This is a genomic window from Frankia sp. Cppng1_Ct_nod (assembly GCF_920656135.1).
Lineage (GTDB): Bacteria > Actinomycetota > Actinomycetes > Frankiales > Frankiaceae > Protofrankia > Protofrankia meridionalis.
Window position 1 is genome coordinate 1 of the sequence record NZ_CAKKTK010000064.1, and the last position, 19,641, is coordinate 19,641.

At 67.8% G+C, this 19,641-nt stretch carries 17 protein-coding genes; 6 read left to right on the forward strand and 11 right to left on the reverse strand.

Features of this window, described 5'->3' with window-relative positions:
• Positions 1–117 precede the first annotated feature (117 nt).
• Positions 118–639 carry a tyrosine-type recombinase/integrase gene (locus NBW77_RS16745; RefSeq protein ID WP_131746922.1) on the reverse strand — a complete coding sequence of 174 codons (522 nt, stop codon included), beginning with the start codon at positions 637–639 and terminating at the stop codon, positions 118–120.
• 110 nt (positions 640–749) lie between these two features.
• On the opposite strand from NBW77_RS16745, the gene NBW77_RS16750 reads away from it, so the two are divergent.
• On the forward strand, positions 750–1,322 hold the full coding sequence (locus NBW77_RS16750) for a TetR/AcrR family transcriptional regulator (protein WP_131746923.1): 573 nt from the start codon (positions 750–752) through the stop codon (positions 1,320–1,322).
• A gap of 236 nt (positions 1,323–1,558) precedes the next feature.
• Here NBW77_RS16750 and NBW77_RS16755 read toward each other — a convergent pair whose 3' ends face one another.
• Together NBW77_RS16755 and NBW77_RS16760 are read right to left on the reverse strand one after the other, a co-directional pair.
• Positions 1,559–2,395, reverse strand: coding sequence for an alpha/beta fold hydrolase (locus tag NBW77_RS16755; RefSeq protein WP_207387027.1), 837 nt, complete (start codon positions 2,393–2,395; stop codon positions 1,559–1,561).
• 121 nt (positions 2,396–2,516) lie between these two features.
• Positions 2,517–3,368, reverse strand: a complete 852-nt coding sequence (locus NBW77_RS16760) for an alpha/beta fold hydrolase (RefSeq protein ID WP_131746925.1) — start codon at positions 3,366–3,368, stop codon at positions 2,517–2,519.
• 187 nt (positions 3,369–3,555) lie between these two features.
• Between NBW77_RS16760 and NBW77_RS16765 the strand changes: the two genes are divergently transcribed.
• On the forward strand, positions 3,556–4,554 hold the full coding sequence (locus NBW77_RS16765; protein WP_131746926.1) for an NADP-dependent oxidoreductase: 999 nt from the start codon (positions 3,556–3,558) through the stop codon (positions 4,552–4,554).
• Between the two features lie 124 nt (positions 4,555–4,678).
• Here NBW77_RS16765 and NBW77_RS16770 read toward each other — a convergent pair whose 3' ends face one another.
• From NBW77_RS16770 to NBW77_RS16800, 7 genes are all read right to left on the reverse strand, one after another.
• Entirely contained in the window at positions 4,679–5,218 is a 540-nt protein-coding gene (locus NBW77_RS16770; RefSeq protein ID WP_131746927.1) for an NAD(P)H-dependent oxidoreductase, read from the reverse strand.
• 168 nt (positions 5,219–5,386) lie between these two features.
• Entirely contained in the window at positions 5,387–6,448 is a 1,062-nt protein-coding gene (locus tag NBW77_RS16775; protein ID WP_131746928.1) for an alkene reductase, read from the reverse strand.
• 128 nt (positions 6,449–6,576) lie between these two features.
• Positions 6,577–8,016 carry an MFS transporter gene (locus NBW77_RS16780; protein WP_250279992.1) on the reverse strand — a complete coding sequence of 480 codons (1,440 nt, stop codon included), beginning with the start codon at positions 8,014–8,016 and terminating at the stop codon, positions 6,577–6,579.
• 77 nt (positions 8,017–8,093) lie between these two features.
• Positions 8,094–8,642, reverse strand: coding sequence for a TetR/AcrR family transcriptional regulator (locus tag NBW77_RS16785; protein WP_207387028.1), 549 nt, complete (start codon positions 8,640–8,642; stop codon positions 8,094–8,096).
• Positions 8,643–8,895: 253 nt separating this feature from the next.
• On the reverse strand, positions 8,896–9,240 hold the full coding sequence (locus NBW77_RS16790; RefSeq protein ID WP_131746930.1) for an SDR family NAD(P)-dependent oxidoreductase: 345 nt from the start codon (positions 9,238–9,240) through the stop codon (positions 8,896–8,898).
• A gap of 193 nt (positions 9,241–9,433) precedes the next feature.
• Positions 9,434–9,748, reverse strand: a complete 315-nt coding sequence (locus NBW77_RS16795; RefSeq protein WP_131746931.1) for a transcriptional regulator — start codon at positions 9,746–9,748, stop codon at positions 9,434–9,436.
• Complete coding sequence (locus tag NBW77_RS16800) at positions 9,745–10,140, reverse strand: type II toxin-antitoxin system RelE/ParE family toxin (RefSeq protein WP_131746932.1); 396 nt, start codon at positions 10,138–10,140, stop codon at positions 9,745–9,747. Before NBW77_RS16800 ends, NBW77_RS16795 begins: the two co-directional genes overlap by 4 nt.
• 1,740 nt (positions 10,141–11,880) lie before the next feature.
• Between NBW77_RS16800 and NBW77_RS16805 the strand changes: the two genes are divergently transcribed.
• A complete protein-coding gene (locus NBW77_RS16805; protein ID WP_207387029.1) occupies positions 11,881–12,507 on the forward strand; it encodes a TetR/AcrR family transcriptional regulator in 627 nt (208 codons plus the stop codon).
• Between the two features lie 160 nt (positions 12,508–12,667).
• On the opposite strand, the gene NBW77_RS16810 is transcribed toward NBW77_RS16805, so the two are convergent.
• Positions 12,668–13,693 carry an Lrp/AsnC family transcriptional regulator gene (locus NBW77_RS16810; protein WP_207387030.1) on the reverse strand — a complete coding sequence of 342 codons (1,026 nt, stop codon included), beginning with the start codon at positions 13,691–13,693 and terminating at the stop codon, positions 12,668–12,670.
• 98 nt (positions 13,694–13,791) lie between these two features.
• On the opposite strand from NBW77_RS16810, the gene NBW77_RS16815 reads away from it, so the two are divergent.
• From NBW77_RS16815 to NBW77_RS16825, 3 genes are all read left to right on the forward strand, one after another.
• Complete coding sequence (locus tag NBW77_RS16815) at positions 13,792–15,387, forward strand: MFS transporter (RefSeq protein WP_242605858.1); 1,596 nt, start codon at positions 13,792–13,794, stop codon at positions 15,385–15,387.
• Positions 15,388–15,578: 191 nt separating this feature from the next.
• The gene (locus NBW77_RS16820) at positions 15,579–15,977 is read left to right on the forward strand and encodes a hypothetical protein (protein WP_131746935.1); all 399 of its coding nucleotides are present in this window, start codon (positions 15,579–15,581) and stop codon (positions 15,975–15,977) included.
• 68 nt (positions 15,978–16,045) lie between these two features.
• A complete protein-coding gene (locus tag NBW77_RS16825) occupies positions 16,046–19,621 on the forward strand; it encodes a WD40 repeat domain-containing protein (protein WP_207387031.1) in 3,576 nt (1,191 codons plus the stop codon).
• Positions 19,622–19,641 lie beyond the last annotated feature (20 nt).

Genomic DNA, 19,641 nt, shown 5'->3' on the forward strand with positions numbered 1-19,641 from the left:
AAGATCAATCGGTTCGGATGCTGGTACACATGGTCCACTGGTCTTGACCGGCGGTTATCGCTGTGAGCGATGACCATTTTTCGATCTTGACAGCAACGTCACCCGCCATGTCCCGATTCACTGATCGTCTTCATCCTCGTTCGCCGGTGTGGCGTCGCGGGAGGCCGCGGGCATGACGTGACTGTAGACGTTCATCGTCACGGCGATCGCGGAGTGTCCGAGTAGTTCCATGACGACCCGTGCCGGCACGCCTTGTTCGTAGAGCAACGTCGCGCAGGTATATCGAAGATCATGAAAGTGGATACGGCGTAGCTCCGCACGACGACACAGCGCGTCGAACTGACGGGTGGCGTTGCGTGGTTCGAGCGGTGTGCCGGCCGTGGACGCGAACACAAGGTCATGCCGGCCGCTTGCCGTTCCGGCCGCTTGCCGGTTCGCATCCTGCCGCTTCCGGTGTCGACGCAGTGCCCGGAGGCAGGGGCGAGACACGGCGATCGTCCGGGCGGAATGATCGGTTTCGATCGGGTTGTTCGCATACCGTTCGTCGATGTGGTGGGCGGCGGGTGACCTCATCCGCGGCCAGTGCGCGCGACTGGTCCGCGCTGATCTGAAGGGGACGTCACTCAGGGCATGCCTCATCTCGGACGTCACCGATCATATTGTCTGCCGATCGTAATATTACGTACGTCAGACTATAACCTAGGGTGGGGTGCAGGGTAATGGCCTTGCAAAGCGAATGGAGGAGCCCTGTGGCGCGCTACGACAGGGAGCACAAGCAGGCGACGCGGCAGCGGATCATCGAGGCGGCGGGTTATCGGTTCAAGCAGGACGGCATCGACGGCTCCGGCGTCGCCACGCTGATGGCGGACGCGGGGCTGACCAACGGTGCGTTCTACGCCCACTTCGCGTCCAAGGAGGACCTCGTCGCGAAAGTCGTCGCTGACCAGCTCGGTACACAGGCCGCGAGGTTCAGCACGCTGGCGCCCGGCCGCGCGGGACTGGAGGGGTTCGTACGCGACTACCTGACGCCTCAGCACCGGGACCACCCCGGCACCGGGTGCCCGTCTGCCGCTCTGCTCGACGAGATCGGGCGCTGCGCGACCGCAACCAAGCACGCCTACACCGACGGTGCGCGGGCCATCGTGGACGAGATCGCCGCCCACCTTTCTCCAGACGATCCGCAGTCCGCACGGGGAAAGGCGCTCGGGCTCTTCACGATGATGGTGGGAACGATGCAGCTGTCCCGCGCCCTGTCCGACCCGAGGTTCGCCGCCGAGGTCCTCGAACAGGGCATCCAGAACGCCCTCGAATTCATACGCTGAGCATCCGCGTGGCGCTCAGCGGCGCCGTAGCAGCGGAATGCTGGGCGCCCGAAGACGCCCAGCATTCCTGACTCGGTTGTCTGCGATCACGACGCCGGCAGAGTTCCAGCGGCTGCCCCGTAACGGAACGCGCACAGCTCAACCGTGCGAGGGCTGACGACCGATCATCCGGATTCTGCGGGGCCGGCCCTCTCGATCGGGACTGGCGGGAGCGAAAGGGCGCCTTCCTTCCGGCTCTACCGCTCGAGGAATTCGAGGGCCTTTTCGACGAACTGCCCGTGGAACTGGAAGATGCCGCCGTGCCCAGCGTCGGGGTAGATCACCAGCTCGCTGTCCGGCAGGCGTCGAGCCAGATCGGCCGAGTTCTTCGTCGGCACCATCTTGTCGCTCTCGCCGTTCGCGACGAGCACGGGCTGGCGAATGACGGAGAGGTCGGATGGCCGCTCCAGTCCCCATTGGTGGATGGCCTTGAGTTGTGCGCCGTAGGATTTGAGGGAGATCGCCTTGTCTCGGTTGTCGGCGCGCTCCTTCAAACGTGCCAGGAACTCCTTGCCTGCCTGACGCCCGTTGGGAGTCCTGGTGAAGAAGAGGAACTGTTTCGGGTCCTGGAACGTGAGCAGCCCTCGGATGGTGTCGAGATGCGAGATCCTGGTCACGTTCTTGATGCCCTCGCCGCCGGCGGGCCCCGTGCCCGCGAGGACCAGCTTGCGGACGAGTTGAGGTTCGTCCTGAGCGATCACCTGGGCGATCATGCCGCCCATGGAGAAGCCGAGGAGGTCGACCTTGTCCAGACCCAGCGCCCGGATGAAGGTGACGGCGTCCTTCGCCATCGCCTGGATGGTGTTCGGCGTCGAGCCGGTGGAAGCACCGACGCCCCGGTTGTCGAACGTGATGACCCGGTGTTTCGTGGCGATGCCGTCGACGACCCGAGGGTCCCAGTTGTCGAGGACCGCGGCCAGGTGGGTGAGGAAGACCACCGGGATGCCGGTCTTCGGGCCGAGCTCCCGGTAGGCGAAATCTAGGCCACCGGCGGAGATGGTGCGGGTCGGTGCGTTCTGGTACGACAACACCACGTCGTTTCGTACTCCTTGTCTGTTATTCACGGTAATATCCTTCTATGGGTAGGATTCTGTGAGCGTTGTGCGCCGCGCCCCTCGAGCCGCGCCCCTCGAGAAGAGCGAGGGCGCAGTGCAGTCAGTCCGCGAGGAAGATGTTGACCTGCGTGACGAACTCGTCGATGTGCTGGAACAGGAAGGCATGGCCAGCATCGCTGTAAAGAACGAGTGTGGAGTCGGGGACCTGCTCGACCGCCTTGTAGGAGGCGATGGCGGGGATCATCACGTCGTGGATCCCGTTGGCATACAGGACCGGCTGGCTGATCGCCTGCAGCTCGGACTTGAGCTGGTCCCAATTCACGGCCAGGATGCGGGCGACAGCGGCGAGTTGGCCGTGGGCAGCCTCCTCGGTCACCGCAGGGCCGCCGTCCCTGAGGCGCTTGGCGACCTTCGCGAGGTGCGCGAGCCCGGATGCGCGGGCCTGCTCGGTCTCGGGGTAGAAGAGGTACAGCAGGTCTTCGGCGTCCGCGTCCGGCTTGGCCATGATGGAGAGCACCCTCTCGCTCATATCCGGGGTACCCGGTGCCGCGCCCGGCCCGCTGCTGCCCGCGACGATGATCTTGCGCACGAGGTCGGGCCGGTGGAGAGCGACGTGCTGCGCCACGATGCCACCGAGTGACCAGCCGAGGAGGTCGACCTGCGTCAGGCCGAGAGCATCGATGAACTCGATCGCACCCTCGGCGAACCCCTCGGCGGTGTCGCGAGGCTCGCCGCTGGTATACCCGATGCCGACGTTGTCGAACAGGATGACGTCGCGGTCCTGGGCGAGGCGGTCGATGAACTCCGGGTCCCACCAGTCGATGGTGCCGCGGAACCGCATGAGCAGGACAAGCGGCACACCACCCTGCGGGCCCGTGCGCCGGTAGGTGAACACCGTGGAGGGGCCGGCGGCAGTGTGGTTCTCGAGGGTGTCAGCCATGTAGGTCGTCATGAGTCTCTACTTCCCTGTTGTCTCCCAGGCTGCGATCGGCAGTCTGAGGTTCGACGGGCGCAGGCCGTGGGAATGGATCCCTGCGTGGTCGAGCCTCTCGTCATCGCATGTCACTGATTGAAGTATGTCTGTAATTCTATCATGCGGCAAGTCGGCGAACCGAACGAGATGAAGAGAGCAGGAGGACATGAAGGCCTTCATCGTCGAGCGCTACCGCAAGGACGGCCTTCGTGCCGCCGAGGTCCCAGAACCCGAGCTGGGAGACGGCGACGTCCTGGTCCGGGTCCGCGCCGCCGGCGTCAACCCGCTGGACTCGAAGATCCGGAACGGTGAGTTCAAGCTCATCCTGCGCTACCGTCCGCCGTTCGTGCTCGGGCACGACGTCGCAGGCGTCGTCACGCGCGTCGGACCCGCGGTGCGGAGGTTCACAGTGGGCGACGAAGTCTACGCCCGGCCCGGGAAGGACCGCATCGGGACGTTTGCGGAGCTCATCGCGATCGATCAGGACGACGTCGCGCTCAAGCCGGCCGCGCTGTCCATGCAGGAAGCGGCCGCGGTGCCCCTGGTCGGCCTCACCGCATGGCAGGCACTCGTCGAGCGAGCGAACGTGACCGCCGGCCAGAAGGTCCTCATCCACGCCGGCTCCGGCGGCGTGGGGACGATAGCGATTCAGCTCGCCAAGCAGCTGCGCGCGACCGTCGCGACGACCACGAGCACTGCGAACGTGGACTGGGTGAAGAGCCTCGGCGCCGACGTCGTCGTCGACTACAAACAAGAGGATTTCGCCACGGTCCTCTCCGACTACGACGTCGTCCTGGACTCGCTGGGCGGCGAGACGCTCGAGAAGTCGTTGACGGTGGTGAAGCCCGGCGGGCTGGTGATCGGCATCAGCGGCCCGCCGGATCCCGACTTCGCGAAGGAGATCGGAGCTTCAACGTTCCTGCGCATGGCCATGACCCTGCTGAGCCGCCGCATCCGGCGGCAGGCGAAGCGGCGAGGCGTGCGCTACTCGTTCTTGTTCATGCGGGCCAGCGGGACGCAGCTGCGAGAGCTCACCACGCTCATCGACGCCGGACACCTGCGCCCGGTCGTGGACCGGGTGTTCCCGTTCGACGCGACGCTCGAGGCGGTCGCGTACGTCGACCAGGGCCGCGCCAAGGGCAAGGTCGTCGTCACGCTGGATTAGGCCGTGCCCGGTCGATATCGGTCGATGCGAGTGAAGATCGGCCGGACTCAGGAATCCGGCTACGCAATTTTCGCTGGCCTGTGTCGTTCCGTGTGTCTCCTCCGCGGGAAGGCGCACGGTCCCGTCAGGCTGCCAGGGCCTGCCGGTAGTGCTTGGCGTGCAGGGCGAGGGTCTCGTCGGGTAGAGGGTTGAATGGGTTGTTGCCCTGCAGGATCAGTGGCTCGGCGAGCGTCATGCCTATGAGGTTGGCGGTGGCCTCCAGGGGGCGCAGCAGTTCCGCCATCGTGAAGCGGTTGATCCCGTCAGGGCCGTACGCCTCGGCCGGGTGGCCGGTGGAGATGGCGAAGCGCAGGGTCTTGCCGTGCAATGCGGTGCCGCCCTCGCCGAAGGCCCAGCCGTACGTGAGGACCTCGTCCAGCCACAGCTTCAGCAGCGAGGGCGTCGAGTACCACTGGAAGGGGAACTGGAGTGTCACCGCGTCATGTGCGAGCAGCAGCCGCTGCTCGCGAGCGACGTCGATGCGGAAGTCCGGGTAGGCGGCGTAGAGGTCGTGGACGGTTACGTGCTCTTCCTGGCGTGCGACGTCGGCCAGGGCTGCGTTGACCCGGGAGTTGGCTAGGTTCGGGTGAGCGAGCAGGACCAGGGTTTTGGCGGTGTTCGGCATGGGAGATCTTCCTTAATCTGATTAGCGGCGAATGGATTGTGAAGTGAACAGACTGGCCTGTTCGGCATGTGGAGACAGCGAGGTTTTATGCGTCAACCACATCAAGATCTTCTGGCCGGGGCTCCCGTTTGACCGGCAACTCCCAAGATTGGTAAGGTAACTGGCTTCTCAGGCGGCGCGGGTGGGGTAGTCGGTGTAGCCCGCTTCGCCGCCGCCGTAGAAGGTGGTGGGGTCGGGGGTGTTCAGCGGTGCGCCGGAACGTACACGCTCGACAAGGTCGGGGTTGGCCAGCGCCATCGAACCGACGGTGACAATGTCGGCCAGGCCTTCTTCGATGTCCTTGGCGCGGGTGGTGATGTCGGCGAAGGCCCGGTTGAGGACCAGCGCGCTCGGCCACAGCCCGCGCAGGGTGCGCAGGAGTTGGTCGTCGCCGCCATGGCCGATGTGCAGGTAAGCGAGACCAAGCGGGGCGAGGGCGCGCACGAGTGCCGGGTACAGCTCGGGGGTGTCGTTCTCCACTATGTCGTTGAACGGGTTACCAGGAGAGATCCGGATGCCGGTGCGGCCGGCGCCGATCTCGTCGGCCACGGCCGTGGCTACCGTCTCCGCGAAGCGGATGCGGTTGGCGATGGATCCGCCGTAGCGGTCGGTGCGCTGGTTGGTGTTGGTAGCGAGGAACTGGTGCAGCAGGTAGCCGTTGGCTGCGTGGATCTCGACGCCGTCGGCGTCGGCCGCGATGGCGGCTGCGGCGGCGCGGCGGAAGTCGTCGACCGTCGAGGAGACTTCCTCGGTGGACAGTTCGCGTGGCAGTGGTATTTCCCGGGGCCCGGACACGGTGAACATTTCGCCTGACGGCCTGACCGCTGAGGGTGCCACCGGCTGCCGTCCGTGGGGGGTGTTGTCGGGGTGCGACATCCGCCCGACGTGCATCAGCTGGATGACGATGCGCCCGTCGGCCGCGTGCACGGCATCGGTGACCTTGCGCCACCCGGCGATGTGCGCCTCGGTGTAGATGCCGGGAGTCAGCAGGTAGCCCTGCCCGTCGGCGGAGGGCTGGGTGCCCTCGGTAATGATGAGAGCGTGCGAGGCGCGCTGGGCGTAGTACTCAGCGTTCAGCTCGGTCGGTACACCATCGGGGGTGGACCGGTTGCGGGTCATGGGGGCCATGGCCAAACGGTGCCGCAGAGCGATGTCCCCGGCGACGATCGGGTTCCAGAGGGCGTTCAGCATCGGGTTCCTCAGATAGTGGGTGGTGGATGGCTATGGGAGTGGCGGACGGCCATGAACACCGCGATACGGTGGCCGGGCGCCGGTTGGTATCAGGCGTGGATGGGGTGAATGTCAGCCTGGCACCCGGACTACGCCGCCACCGCCGAAGCCTCCGCGATCTGTTCGGCGCTGGGTGCCAGCCGGGGCGAGACGAAGGTCACCGCGATCGTGACGACGGCGAAGGCCGCCGCCACGAGCAGCCCGCGGTGGAAGCCGTCGGTCAGCCCGTCGGACTGGCTCGCGCCGGAGGCGATGGCGGAGGTGGTCCGGGAGGTGGACAGGGTGCTCACGATGGCGAGCCCGAGTGCGCCGCCGACCTGTTGGAAGGCCTGGACGACACCGGACGCGGCGCCGGCCTCCTGGTGGGAGACGTCGACCACGGCGGCGATCTGCGCGGGAACGGCGATCGCGCTGAGGCCGGCACCGAAGATGATCAGGCCGGGCATCAGTCCGGTCGGGTAGGAGCTGTGGGCGTCGACGCGGGTGAGCAGGAGGAGCCCGGTGACGTTGAGCACGGCGCCGACCGTCATCACCGGCCGTGTTCCCAAGCGGGTGACCAGCGGGGTGGCCATGGCCGCCCCGAGGATGGCGGCACCGCCCATGGGCAGGAACTCCACTCCCGTGCGCAGCGCCGAGTCGCCGCGCACCTGCTGCAGAAAGATCGCGGTCAGGAAGAACATCGACAGGAAGGCGGCGCCGTTGAGCGCGAGCGCGCCACCGGCCGTGCTGAGCGCGCGGGCCCGAAGCAGCCGTAGCGGAACCAGCGGCGCCGTGGTCCGCGTCTCGACCGCCAGGAAGGCGGCGAGCATCACGACACCCGCGAGTAGGCACCCGATGACCTCCGCCGAGGACCAGCCGACGGGTTCGGCGCGGACCACGCCGTACACCACCGCGAGCAGGCCGCCCGTACCGAGCACGGCGCCCAGCAGGTCGAAGGAGCGGTTGCCCTCGTGCGGGGCGATGGGGCGGACGAAGACCGGGGTGGCGATGACGAGGGCGATCACGATCGGGACGTTGACGATGAAGACCCAGCGCCAGCTCAGGGAGTCGACCAGCACCCCGCCGAGGACCACGCCCGCCGTGCCGCCGAGGCCGGCCAGGCCGCCCCAGACGCCCATGGCGATGTTGCGTCGCCGGCCGTGTTCGAAGGTGACGGTGAGGATGCCCAGGGCGGCCGGGGACAGCAATGCGCCACCGAAGCCCTGGACGGCCCGCGCGGCGATCAGCAGTCCTGGTGAGGTGGCCAGGCCCCCGGCCAGCGAGCTGACGCCGAACAGGGCGAGCCCGGTGATGAAGACCCGCCGCGACCCCAGCAGGTCGGCCACGCGACCGCCGAGCAGCAGGAAACCGCCGAAGAGCAGGATGTACGCGCTGATCACCCACTGCAGCCCGTCGGTGGTGAAGCCGAGACCGCTCTGGATGTGCGGGAGTGCGACGTTCACGATCGTCACGTCCAGCACCACGATGAATTGCGCAAGGGCCAGCACGGTGAGCGTGGCCCAGGGACTGCGTCGCATAGCGAGATTCACGGATCATCCCTTTCTTGAACTGTAGGTACAAAATTTCAGCATGGCGAGGTGGCCCGAATCCCTGCGTGCCGTAGGGGTCAGAGAAGGTCGATGGTTGTGTCGATCACCCTGATGAGGCGGTCGGGCCTTGACTCGACACGGGCCATGAGCCGCATGCCGTTGACGGTGCTCAGCAGCAGGCTGGCCAGGCCCTTCGCGTCACGTCCAGGATCGATCTCCCCGGCGCGCTGACCCTCCTCGATCAGGGCGCGAAAGGCGCCCTCGATGCGGTCGAACATGTCTTGCACCTGCGCCGTCATGGATTCATCCGTGCGGCCGAACTCCATCGCGGTGTTCAGCGCCAGACAGCCACGGCGGTCGGGGTCGGCGAGGTCCGTCTCAGCGACGACAAGTAGTGCCTTGCGCAGCCGCTCCTTCACCGGCCCGGAACCCTCCAACAACTCCGTCACGGCCGAATTCTGCAGGTCCAGGTAGCGGCGCAACGCCAGATCGAACAGTTGGCGCTTGCTGCCGAAGGTGTTGTAGAGGCTGCCCTTGCCGATGCCCAGGGTGTCGATCAGGCATTGAGGTGTGGTGGCGCCGTATCCCTGTCGCCAGAACATCTGCATCGCCTGCTCGACCGCCACATCCGGGTCGAACTGCTTGGGCCTTCCCACGACTCAGACTCTAACACTATTCTGGACCTGCAAGTCCAGTATCTGTCGGTAGATCAGAACCATGGAATCCGGGACGGGCACCGGCCGTCGGTGATAGAGCCGCAACCAGCGGCTTAGGCCTTCGAGATCATCCCATGGCGGCTTTTGGGCTTACCTTGGCCGGACCCCTCCTTGTTGCAGGTGCCGTGAGGTTTTGTTGGTGTGTTTGACGGTCGAGTGGGTGTCAGCCGGCCAGCTGGTTGAGTTTGCGGATCTGGCGGTCGAAGGAACGGGCGGGGGCGATGCGGCGCAGGGTGGCGACGCGTCCGGCCGTCGAGCCTGCGGTGTAGCGCAGTTTCGGCTTCGCGTTGGTGGCTGCCGCGACGATCACCTTGGCGACGACGGTGACCGACTCGTCGCTGGCCACGTCGAGATCGAGGAACGTCACCCCGTCGAGAGGGGTGACGCGCGAGGTGTTGCGGCTCGTGCCGACCACCTCGAAACCCGTGTCGGCGAGCGCGAGAGCGGCTGCCCTCCCGATACCCGAGGACGCACCTGTCACGAGCGCCACCGGCCGAGCTGTGGTCATCAGGGTCTCCCTAACCTTTTGACTACGGATCAAGAGGTTGGGGGTTCGAGTCCCTCCGAGCGCACGCTGGTTGAGGCAGGTCAGAGCCCCGCAGCCGATCACACGGCGCGGGGCTCTGGGCTTTTCTGATCTCCAGTACTGCAGTTTGTACTGCAGTACTTGACGTCAAGGCCTCGGCGCGCACGGCAGTGGATCAAGCGATCTGACGGAGATCGTTTCCGTAGTCGAAGATGATCCGCATCCGGGCCCCCAACGCCCGGGCGTAACGGCTCAGCGTCGCAACCTCGTTCACGTCAAGATCGCCGTTCTCGATCTGGCTTACCCGGCCCGGTGAGACACCCATCAGGTCGGCCACCTGACGTTGCGTCAGGCCCAGCCGTTTCCGCTCCTCAGCAAGATGGAAGGCGCTGACCCATGCCTCGGTGCGCGCCCGCTCGGCGGCGAGCGCGTCGTCATCCCCGTCATGCAGTTCGGCGCGGATGTCGTCCCAGTCGTGGAACTCGCTCATGAGTCCTCCCGCCGTTTCCTCTCGAAGGCCAGCCACCCGTCGTAGGCGACCTCTGCCGCAGGGATGGCCGTCTTGTACCACCGCGACCAGTCGCCAGCTTTGTTCCCCGCGACCAACAGCACGGCCTGCGACCATGGATCGAAGACAAAGATCACTCGGATCGCGACATCGCGGCCTGACCGCGGCCGCAGCTCCTTGAGGTTGCTGATCGTCGACCCTTGCAGAGTGTCAACGAGCGGACGCCCGAGCCCGGGCCCGCCCTCGGCGAGCATGTCGATCGCCGCGTTGACTGACCGATAGTTGCCCGGATCCAGCCTGCGCAGCGAACGCAGCCACTCCCGCACCTCAGACGTGGCCTTGATCGTCCACCGATGAGGCGGCGTCGCCGACATGGGTCAACTATAGCTCGAACTAAACATGGCGCGTCGCGATCCGAAGCGGATGCGGCGGACTGACAGCCGGGGCGACAGCCAAGCCGGTAGTCGAACGCATGGACGCCCACAGGCACCAGTGGACGGACCCCACACGAGTCGACGGACGCGGCGGAGGTCCACGACGCCAACGGAAGATCCAGATTTAGCTAGGGATCGAGGGTTCGCACCCGCTTCCTGTGGCCCCCGAACCACCGCCGTCCGCCCCGAAGACCAAGCCACGACGGACGGCAGCCTGGTTGGCAGCCAAGCCTGCCGACGACCACGGACGTCGGCGTATGTCCACGGACAAGGCCAGGCCCATGATCTGCACCGGCGGACGTCAGCGGACATAGGCGAACGAAGTACACGGCAGCTCATAATCCTCTGGTCGCGCTGACGCCCCGAGCGCCGCATCTATAGCCAAGCCGGTGGACCCGGGTGGGTCTGTGACCGACGACAGCGGAACCGGCGCGCCTGCCGAGCCGAGCGAACGGCCGCGGGCGACCACAGTACAGCGCCGGACCGCCCCCGCAGCGACCCAGCAAGGCAGGCGATCGCACATCGGGCGAGACTCGGATCCTCTCGGGAAGCGAGTCTGAGACGCGCCATGGGCGGCAGCCGCTCAGCCGCGTGAACATTCATTGCGAGCCTCCACCGGTTGCCGTGCGTGCGCCAATTCCACTATCTCGATGCCCGACGCATCCTGCCCAAGATGCGCGGTCGACGTTGAGAGATTGTCATTCGTGGGGGCTCGGGCGGCAGCAACCTACGCCAAGGGAGATCGGGAACCTCCGGAATCCTGGCCGCGGACGTGCGGCGCCACTCGATCAGTGCGTTGACGACTTGTTCCAGGTACGAGGTTGCCTCTTGGAGGATGGTGTTGATATCCACTTCAGCCACAGGTCCTGGGTCATCACTCGCCTTTCTTCGCATAATGCGGAGCGCCTCATACACCATATTGTAGATCTCCGCTACCGCATCCAAAAGAGGCGCCTCGGACAGTGCCCCCACACGCACTATGCAGACATCTCCGAATGCGTCGGCTGCCCTCCACATTGCTTTCCAATCGCCGCGTTCGCCGCCCCACGGCGATGGAGCAAGAACCGCCTCCAGGTCAAGCAGTGCTCTCGCGATGTCCTCGGCAGCTTGGTATGCGAGCTGCTCTCGTGCGGATTTCCGCTCGTGCCATCGAGTCGCATAGAACGTCCCCACGGCGAGCACACCGGAGAGTGCAGATCCCAGCAACGCTGATCCGCTGCCGTCCCAGAACGCGCCAGCCATATCCACCGATACCCCTGAAGCCTGCTGCCAATCCGACCACACCAGTGTGAGGCAAGACGGTTGCGACACACAGGTTGCCCAAGCTTGTGGTGGCGCGGAGGTCGCCATACCACCTCGTGCGGCCCGCTCGTCGCCGGCGGACAGCCGGGAGGAGCGCGTTCGCAAAGAAGAGGTTTGAGCACTGGACTGCGATCGCGCGCGACGCTCCGTAACCGCTTTGCAGTGCCGGGTTGTACTGCAGTTGTACTGCAACGGGGGTAGACGCCCGTAGACGTCGGTGGACGACCCCGAGCCCGTTACCTGCGGCGACGGACGTTGGTAGACATCCATGGACATATCGCTGAGGACATACGATCATACGACCATAGGTTGAGACGGAGCCCGCGGGCAAGGGTCTGCCGAAAATCAAATTATGGCCGTACTCTCAAGGGGTGCGCGGTGGCGGACCAGCGGCCGGCCCGGCGGGTGGAGGAGCGTGTGGTGCGGTACGGGAAGGAACACAAGCAGGCGACGAGGCGGCGGATCATCGAGACGGCCGGCCGTCGGTTCAAGCGCGACGGCATCGACGGCTCGGGCATCGCCACGCTCATGACGGACGCCGGGTTGACCAACGGCGCCTTCTACGCCCACTTCGCATCCAAGGACGACCTCGTCGCCACCGCGGTCGCCGACCAGCTCCGCGCCCAGTGCGAGAGCCTCAGCGGGCAGGCGCCCGACCGCGCCGGAGTCGAGCAGATCGTGCGTGCGTACCTCTCGGCCGAGCACCGCGACAACCCTGAGGACGGCTGCCCCTCCGCCGCCCTACTCGACGAGATCGGACGCTGCACGGACGCCACCAAGCAGGCGTACACCGACGGCACGCTGGCTTACATCGACGACATCGCCGCCCGCCTGGCGCCGGACGATCCGAAGTCGGCCCGCGTCAAGACGCTCAGCGTCTTCGCCATGATGATCGGAACGCTGCAGCTCTCCCGCGCCCTGGCCGACCGACAACTCGCCGACGAGCTCCTCAAGCAGGGCATCCGCAATGCCCTCGCGCTGTTGGACCCCGAGCATCACAGCTGACGCGCCGCATCACGAGGCTGTGACACATCTGGGGAACCGCTCGGCGCCCGCGACAAGGCCGGTTGGGCACGCTCGCGACTTCGGCGCGACGGCCATTCCCATACATCAGCCCGCGCATCGGCCGCAGTCGTGCCTTCCACCGGCCATCGATCGGTCTCGATCATCCCATGGGCTGGGGTGTCAAGCGGCGGCTTGCTGTGTAACGTGCCGTTTCCAGGCGGTCGCCGATGGTGAGCGTCCCCGCCTGCTTGACCCGCCGGAGCACGGGCGACACGGCGTACCGGCTGATCCCGTCGACGGCTGCGAGCTTCATCGTCAGGTAGCCGTACAAGCCGTCGAGGCTGTCGGAGGTGGCTACCGCGACGAGGTTGTCGTCACCGGTGATCGCGGCCGCGAACTGGACCTCGTCGTGCTCGGCGAGCGCCCGCCCGACCGCTTCCAGCTGCGCGGGCGGCACCTGCAGCCACAGGTAGGCCGCGGCGATGGCCCCCATCGCGGCCACGGCGATGTCGAGGTCGAAGTAGACGACGCCGCTGGCCTGCAGCGCCTCGACTCGCCGAGTCACCCTGCCGACGGTCGTCCGGGTGGCGCGGGCGAGGACGGCGTAGCTGGTCCGGCCGTCCTGGGCCAGCAGGTCGAGGAGCGCGTCGTCGCCGGGTTCGAGCGTGGCCGTTCGCTGGGGGGCCACGCGGGGCGTCGCCGTCAGCCGCTTGACCTGGTCGGGGGCTAGGGCGCCGCGCAGGCCCTGCCAGTCGGCCGCGTTCGTGCCGATGTAACGCCGGAGGATCACGGCCGCCTCGGCGTCGAGCACGGGCGCGGACTTGGGGAGGCGAGCGATGAGGAGGTCCTCGCGCTCGGCCTCGGTCCGCGACCGTAGGGAGAACAGGACCTCCGAGCCGCCCGAGTTGATCGTCACCCAGGAGACGTCCTCGCGCCGGGCGAGGGCTTCGGCCACGGCCAGGGCGCCGTTGGGCCGGCAGCGCAGGCGGACCATCCAGTCGGTCTGCCCGAGCGCCCGCGGGTCGACCGCGCCCACTACACGGAGCAATCCCTCGCGCCGCAGGCGGCGGTAGCGGCGGGCGGCGGTCTGCTCGGAGACGTCGAGCGCCTCGCCGAGAGCGCTGAATGTAGCCCTCGGCTCAAGCTGGAGCGCGCGCACCAATTGCCGGTCGATGGCGTCCAGCACGGAGGATCCAGGCCATGATGCATCTTTCACTGGAGGAAAACTACGCCATCAGCGGCCCGGGGACGGTTCCTGTCGGAGGTCGGCCGCAAACTCGGAGCATGACCGAGCAGGAGTACAACCCCAGCGAGGGGATGACAACGATGCGCAAATGGCTGCCGCTCGTAACGGTCTGCCTCGGGACCTTCATGCTCTTGGTCGACGTCACGATTGTGAACGTCGCTCTGCCCAGGATGGTGTCGGGCCTGCACGCCTCGTTCGGGTCGGTGCAGTGGGTGGTCGACGCGTACGCCCTGACCTTAGCCGCCCTGGTACTGGGCGCCGGGTCGATCGCGGACCTGGCCGGCCACCGGGCCGTGTACGTCGCCGGCCTGGCTCTGTTCGCCGTCTCGTCGTTCGCCTGCGGCATCGCGCCGAACACGGGCGTCCTCGTCGGCGCGCGGGCCGTGCAGGGGATCGGCGCGGCAGCGATGTTCGCGACGACGTTCGCCCTGATCAACAGTAACTACGCCGGGCGCGACCGGGGCACCGCCTTCGGCCTGTGGGGTGCCGTCGCCGGCGCCTCGGCCGCGGTCGGACCGATCCTCGGCGGCCTACTCACCGAGACCATCTCCTGGAGATGGATCTTCTTCGTCAACCTGCCCGTGAGCATCGTGGCGATCGTGCTCTGCCTGCGGGTACTCAAGGACGCGCACGCGCCGCGCAAGGGCCGGGTCGACGTCTGGGGCATGGCCACGTTCACCGTCGCCGCGGCCGCCGCGACTTACGCGCTCATCCGGGCGAACGAGGACGGCTGGTCCAACGGTGGGACCTGGGTGATGCTCGCGGCCTCGGCCGTCGGACTCGCCGTGTTCGTGGCCATCGAGCGGGTCACGGACCACGCCATGCTCGACCTGGAGCTGCTGCGCCGCCGCTCGTTCGTCGGCGTTCTGGTCGGCGGCCTGCTCATGACCTTCGCGGCGTTCTCCGCCTTCACCTACACCTCGATCTGGCTGCAGTCGGTGCTGGGTCTGAGCCCGATCGAGGCCGGCCTGACCGGGCTGCCCCTGTCTGCGATGGCGTTTGCGGTCTCGGCGTCGATCGGACGGTTCCTGCACGGCGGCAACGCCGCGCGGTTCATCGGGCTCGGCCTGCTGTTCATCGGCGCCGGCGGCCTGGTCGGCGGCGTGCTGGTCCACGGCACCGCCACCTGGACCGCTCTCGTCCCGGGCTTCCTACTGATCGGCATCGGCGTCGGGCTGTCCACGCCGACTCTCGGATCGGCGGCGACGGCGGCAGTGCCACCCGAGCGCGGCGGGATGGCGGCCGGCGCGGTGAACACGATGCGCCAGCTCGGTTTCGCGTTCGGGATCGCCGCGCTCGGTGGCGTCTTCACCGCCCGGGCGAACGGCGTCCTGGCCGCCCACGGCGTGCCGTCGTCGGCCACCGCCGCGCGGGCGGTCGCCGGCGGGCAGGCCCCGGCGCTGCTGGGACTCGCCCCGTCCAGGGCCGCCCGGCAGGCGACGGATGCAGCGATCCACGCCTCGGCGGTGGCCGGGGTGCAGAGCGCGCTGCTGGCCACCGGAGCCGTCGGCATCCTTGCAGGGGTGCTGGTGTTGATCCTGACCCGCCCGGCCACGTCGACGCCGGAGCCGACGCCGGAGCCGACGCCGGAGCCGGCCGGGAATGAGATCCGTCCGCAACAGAGCCTGGCATAGAGGTCGGACCTCGGTTTTTTGATTTGGAGCAGATCAACTGAGGTTACTGGCGGATGGTTGACGTGCGCTATCTCGATGAACTGGCCGGCACGGTGGCGGATGCCTGATATCGCGGTTTGGCTGGTTTCTGGCGGATCAGCTTTCTATACTGATCCGCTGTCGGGTGAAGCAGATCAGGGGCGGTGGGCGCTGTGACGAGGCGCGGCGCGACGTGGGGTGCCGGAGTCGGGGTAATACTCGGCGCCGTGTCCGGCGTACTGACCGGTGAGTTGGCCGGCGGCTGGCCGTGGTGGGTGGCGGACGCCGTTGTTGTCCTCGGGTCCGTTCTATTGGCGATGTGGCTGGCGTCCGGCGACGGTTCACCCGAGCGATTGCGGGTGGACAGGGGCGGCCTGTTTGCCGGTCGTAATATCACGATCGGCGGTAGCGCCAACCTGCGGGCACCGTCCAGCGGGACGCCCGAGCCGCCACCCGACGGCCCGGATGCCGATCGAATAGTAGGGCCTGGGGCCATGGCGGCCGGGCGGGACCTGACCATTGGCGGCGATCTGAACACGGACGTGGGCGGCGCACCTCCCGCTCAGCGCTAACGATGCGGGTAGTAGCCGTGCCGTCGTGGAGCCTTGGCCCGGGCGCGATTGGCGCTGGCGGGAATATCGTGGTCCATGGCGACCTGATCGTCGGACCCGCCTCCGGATCGGACGACTGGCTTGTGGAACCAGTCGTCAGCAAGACCGAACTCGCCGAGCAATATGACCGGTTCACCGGCCGCGCGAAGCTGATTCGGCAGATCGACGACTTCATCGCCGAGAACAAGCGCGGCTACGTGCTGGTTCGGGCCGAGGCCGGGGTCGGCAAGAGCGCGCTGGCCGCGCACCTGGTCTCGACTCGTCATCCAGCCGCGTACTACTTCATCGGGCTGGACCGTGCCCGTTCCCCGGAGGAGGCCCGCAAGAGCATCGCCGCGCAGTTGATCGTCGGCTTGGGACTCACGGAGACGGAGACGCGCGCCCGGGATGGTGCATTCCCGCCGGGCGTTACCAGCTCCTCCTGGCTCGGCGAAGTGCTGCGGACAGCGGCCCGGAAAAGAAACGTTCACCGGCAAGGTCAGCCGCTAGTTCTCGTCGTCGACGGCTTGGACGAGGCGCGGGACGTGACGGACAGCGAGACCGGCGTCCCGCTGGGCCTGCCGGCCCCCGACAGCCTGCCGGTCGGCGTGTACATCGTCGCGACCAGCCGGTTTGGTCCGGAGCTGACCGCCCTGACACATTCGAACGACTGCCTCACGGTCCAGATCCAGGTCGATCAGGACGACGGCGACGGAAACGTCCAGGACATGCGGGACTATCTCACCGGCGCGCTAAGCGGCGAGCGACCCGACCTGCGGTTGGTCGACGCGCTGCGCAACCGCTCAGTCGTCCCGGCGGACCTCGTCGAGACACTGGTGGCCAGATGCGCCGGCATCTGGATCTATCTGAAATATGTGCTGGACGATATCCGCATGGGCCGTCGGGACCCACGCGACGTCACGTCGCTGCCGCAGGACCTCCGTAAGTATTACTGGCTTCAGATCAACGGGTGGGCGGGGGACCGTGGCGTTACCTGGAGAAAACTTCGCCGGCCGACGCTGACCATGCTTGCCGCAATTCGTCGGCCAGTCACCGCAGCCGAACTCGCGCGGCTCACCGGCGCCGACCGGGAGGACATCGACAGCTGGCTGAGCAGCGCGGCGCAGGCCTTTCTCAACGTGACGGAACCTCCCCGTGACCAGCCCGACCAGGTTCGACGATACGCGATCCGCCACGAGAGCCTGAGAGAGCTTCTCACCATTCCTGACGTCTGGTCCACCAATCGGGACGGTGGGCCGGGCAAAGAATTTTACGACGCCGCGGCCAAGGCCCATGCGGATATCACGGACTTCCTGCTGCCACCCGGCACACCGGAGTCACGCGACTGGTCGGATATCGACGCCTACACCCGGGCGGCCCTCGCCGAGCATGCCGCTGCGGCCGACCGCCTCAATGATCTCATGACGGACCCGGGTTTCCTGTTGGCCTGCCGACCTGAGAGCATCCTCCGGCATCGGCATCTGCTGAGTAAACCGGCCAGCGTCGCCGCCGCGAACGCACTTGAAGCGGCGCTCAACGAATGGCAGCGGTACCCCGACGACCGAGCATGGTGGCTGCATGTATGGGCCCGCAAGACCCGGGCCACCGAACTCGCCATTGCCGCCGCGCGACGCACGGGTCGACAGTGGACCGTTCACACCGCCATGTGGACTGGCACCGCCCACCGAAGCCTCGTCGGACATGGCGGCTCCGCGCAGGCGGTGGCGCCTGTGCGCCTGGCCGACGGTCGAACATGGCTCGCGAGCGGCAGCGCGGACGGCACGGTGCGGTTGTGGGATCCGGTGGCCGGGACCGCGGTAGGCAACCCCTTGACCGGCCATGGCGGCGGGGTCCGGGCAGTCGCGACGCTGCGTCTGGCCGGCGGCGCGGCTCTGCTGGCCAGCGGCGGCGACGACGGCACGGTCCGGCTGTGGGACCCGGCCGCCGGGATCGGGGTGGGTAGCCCGCTGACCGGCCACGTAGGCAGGGTGCTGACGGTGGCGGAGGTGCCCCTGGCCGACGGTCGAACATGGCTCGCCAGCGGCGGCGACGACGGCACGGTCCGGCTGTGGGATCCGACCGCAGGGAAAGCAGTGGGTAGCCTGCCCGGCCACGACGGCCCGGTTCGGGTCGCGACGGCGGTGCCGTTGGCCGGCGAACGCACGCTGCTGGCAACAGGCGGCGACGACCGTACGGTGCGGTTGTGGGATCCGGTGGCCGGGGTCGCGGTAGGCGGTCCGCTGACCGGCCATCAGGACTGGGTGCGTTCGATGGCGGTGCTTCGGGCGGTCGACGGCGTGACCCTGCTGGCCAGCGGCGGCGACGACGGCACGGTCCGGTTGTGGGACCCGGCTGCGGGGGCCGTGGGGGGTTCACCGCTCACCGGTCACGGCGGCTCGGTGAAGGCGATGGTCGCGGTGCGGATGCCGGACGGCCGGGAGCTGCTGGCGGCCGGCGGCGACGACGGGCAGATCCGGCTGTGGGACGTCGAGGCACGGGCCGCGGTCGGAAGCCCGCTCACCGGCCACAGCCGCGTCGTTCAGGCCGCGACGTCGGTGGCTCTGTCCGACGGCCGGGTCCTGCTGGCCACCGGGGGCGCGGACGAGACGGTGCGGTTGTGGGATCCGAGCACTGGCACCGGCGCGTCCGGCGAAGCCCCGCCGACCGGCCACGACGGGGCGGTCGAAACCGCGGTGGCCGTCCCGCTCGCCGACGGCCACGGCATCCTGGCCACGGCTGGCACGGACGGGACGGTGCGGTTGTGGGATCCGATGACCGGAACGGCCGTCGGGGAGTTTCTCGTCGGCCACCTCGACTGGGTGTTGGCGGTCGCGCCGGTGCCGTTGCCCGATGGCCGTGCCCTGCTCGCGACGGGCGGCACGGACGGGACGGTTCGACTGTGGGATCCGCTGGCCGGGCGGCTGGAAGGCGATCTCCTGGTCGGCCACTCCGGATGGGTGCTGGCGGTCGCGGCGGTCCGGCCGTGCGGCGGTGGACCGGCCCTTCTTGCTACTGGAGGTGACGACGCTGTCATCCGCTTGTGGGATCCGGTGACCGGAAGACCGGTTGGTGAACCCCTGGTCGGCCACACCGGCGCCGTGCGGGCAATGACCGAGGTCCGGTTACCCGACGGCCGATCCCTCTTGGCGACCGGCGGGAACGACCTGACCATCCGGTTGTGGGATCCGGCGACGGGGACGTTGGTGGGTGAACCTCTGAGGGGTCACCATGACTGGATCCGCGCGATGGCCGCGGTGTCGTTGCCCGATGGTCGCCCACTGTTGGCAACTGGCGGTGACGACCGGTCCATTCGACTGTGGGACCCGGTCATGGGACGCGCGGTCGGCGATCCTCTGCTGGGCCACCTGAGCGCCGTGACGGCGATCGCGGCGGTGCCGCCGGGCAGCGCCGGTGCCGCCGGGCTCGCCAGCGGCGGCCGGGACGGCACTGTGCGGATCTGGGACCCGGTGCGCGGATGCGCGGCCGGCGATCCGCTCACTGGTCACGCCGGCTGGGTCCGTGCGATGGCCGCGGTGCCGTTACCCGATGGCAGCTGCGCGCTGGCCACGGCGGGCGATGACGGCGCGGTTCTCGTCTGGGGCCGCGGGTCCGGCGGGCGAACATGAATCCGCGGGCACGAGCCATG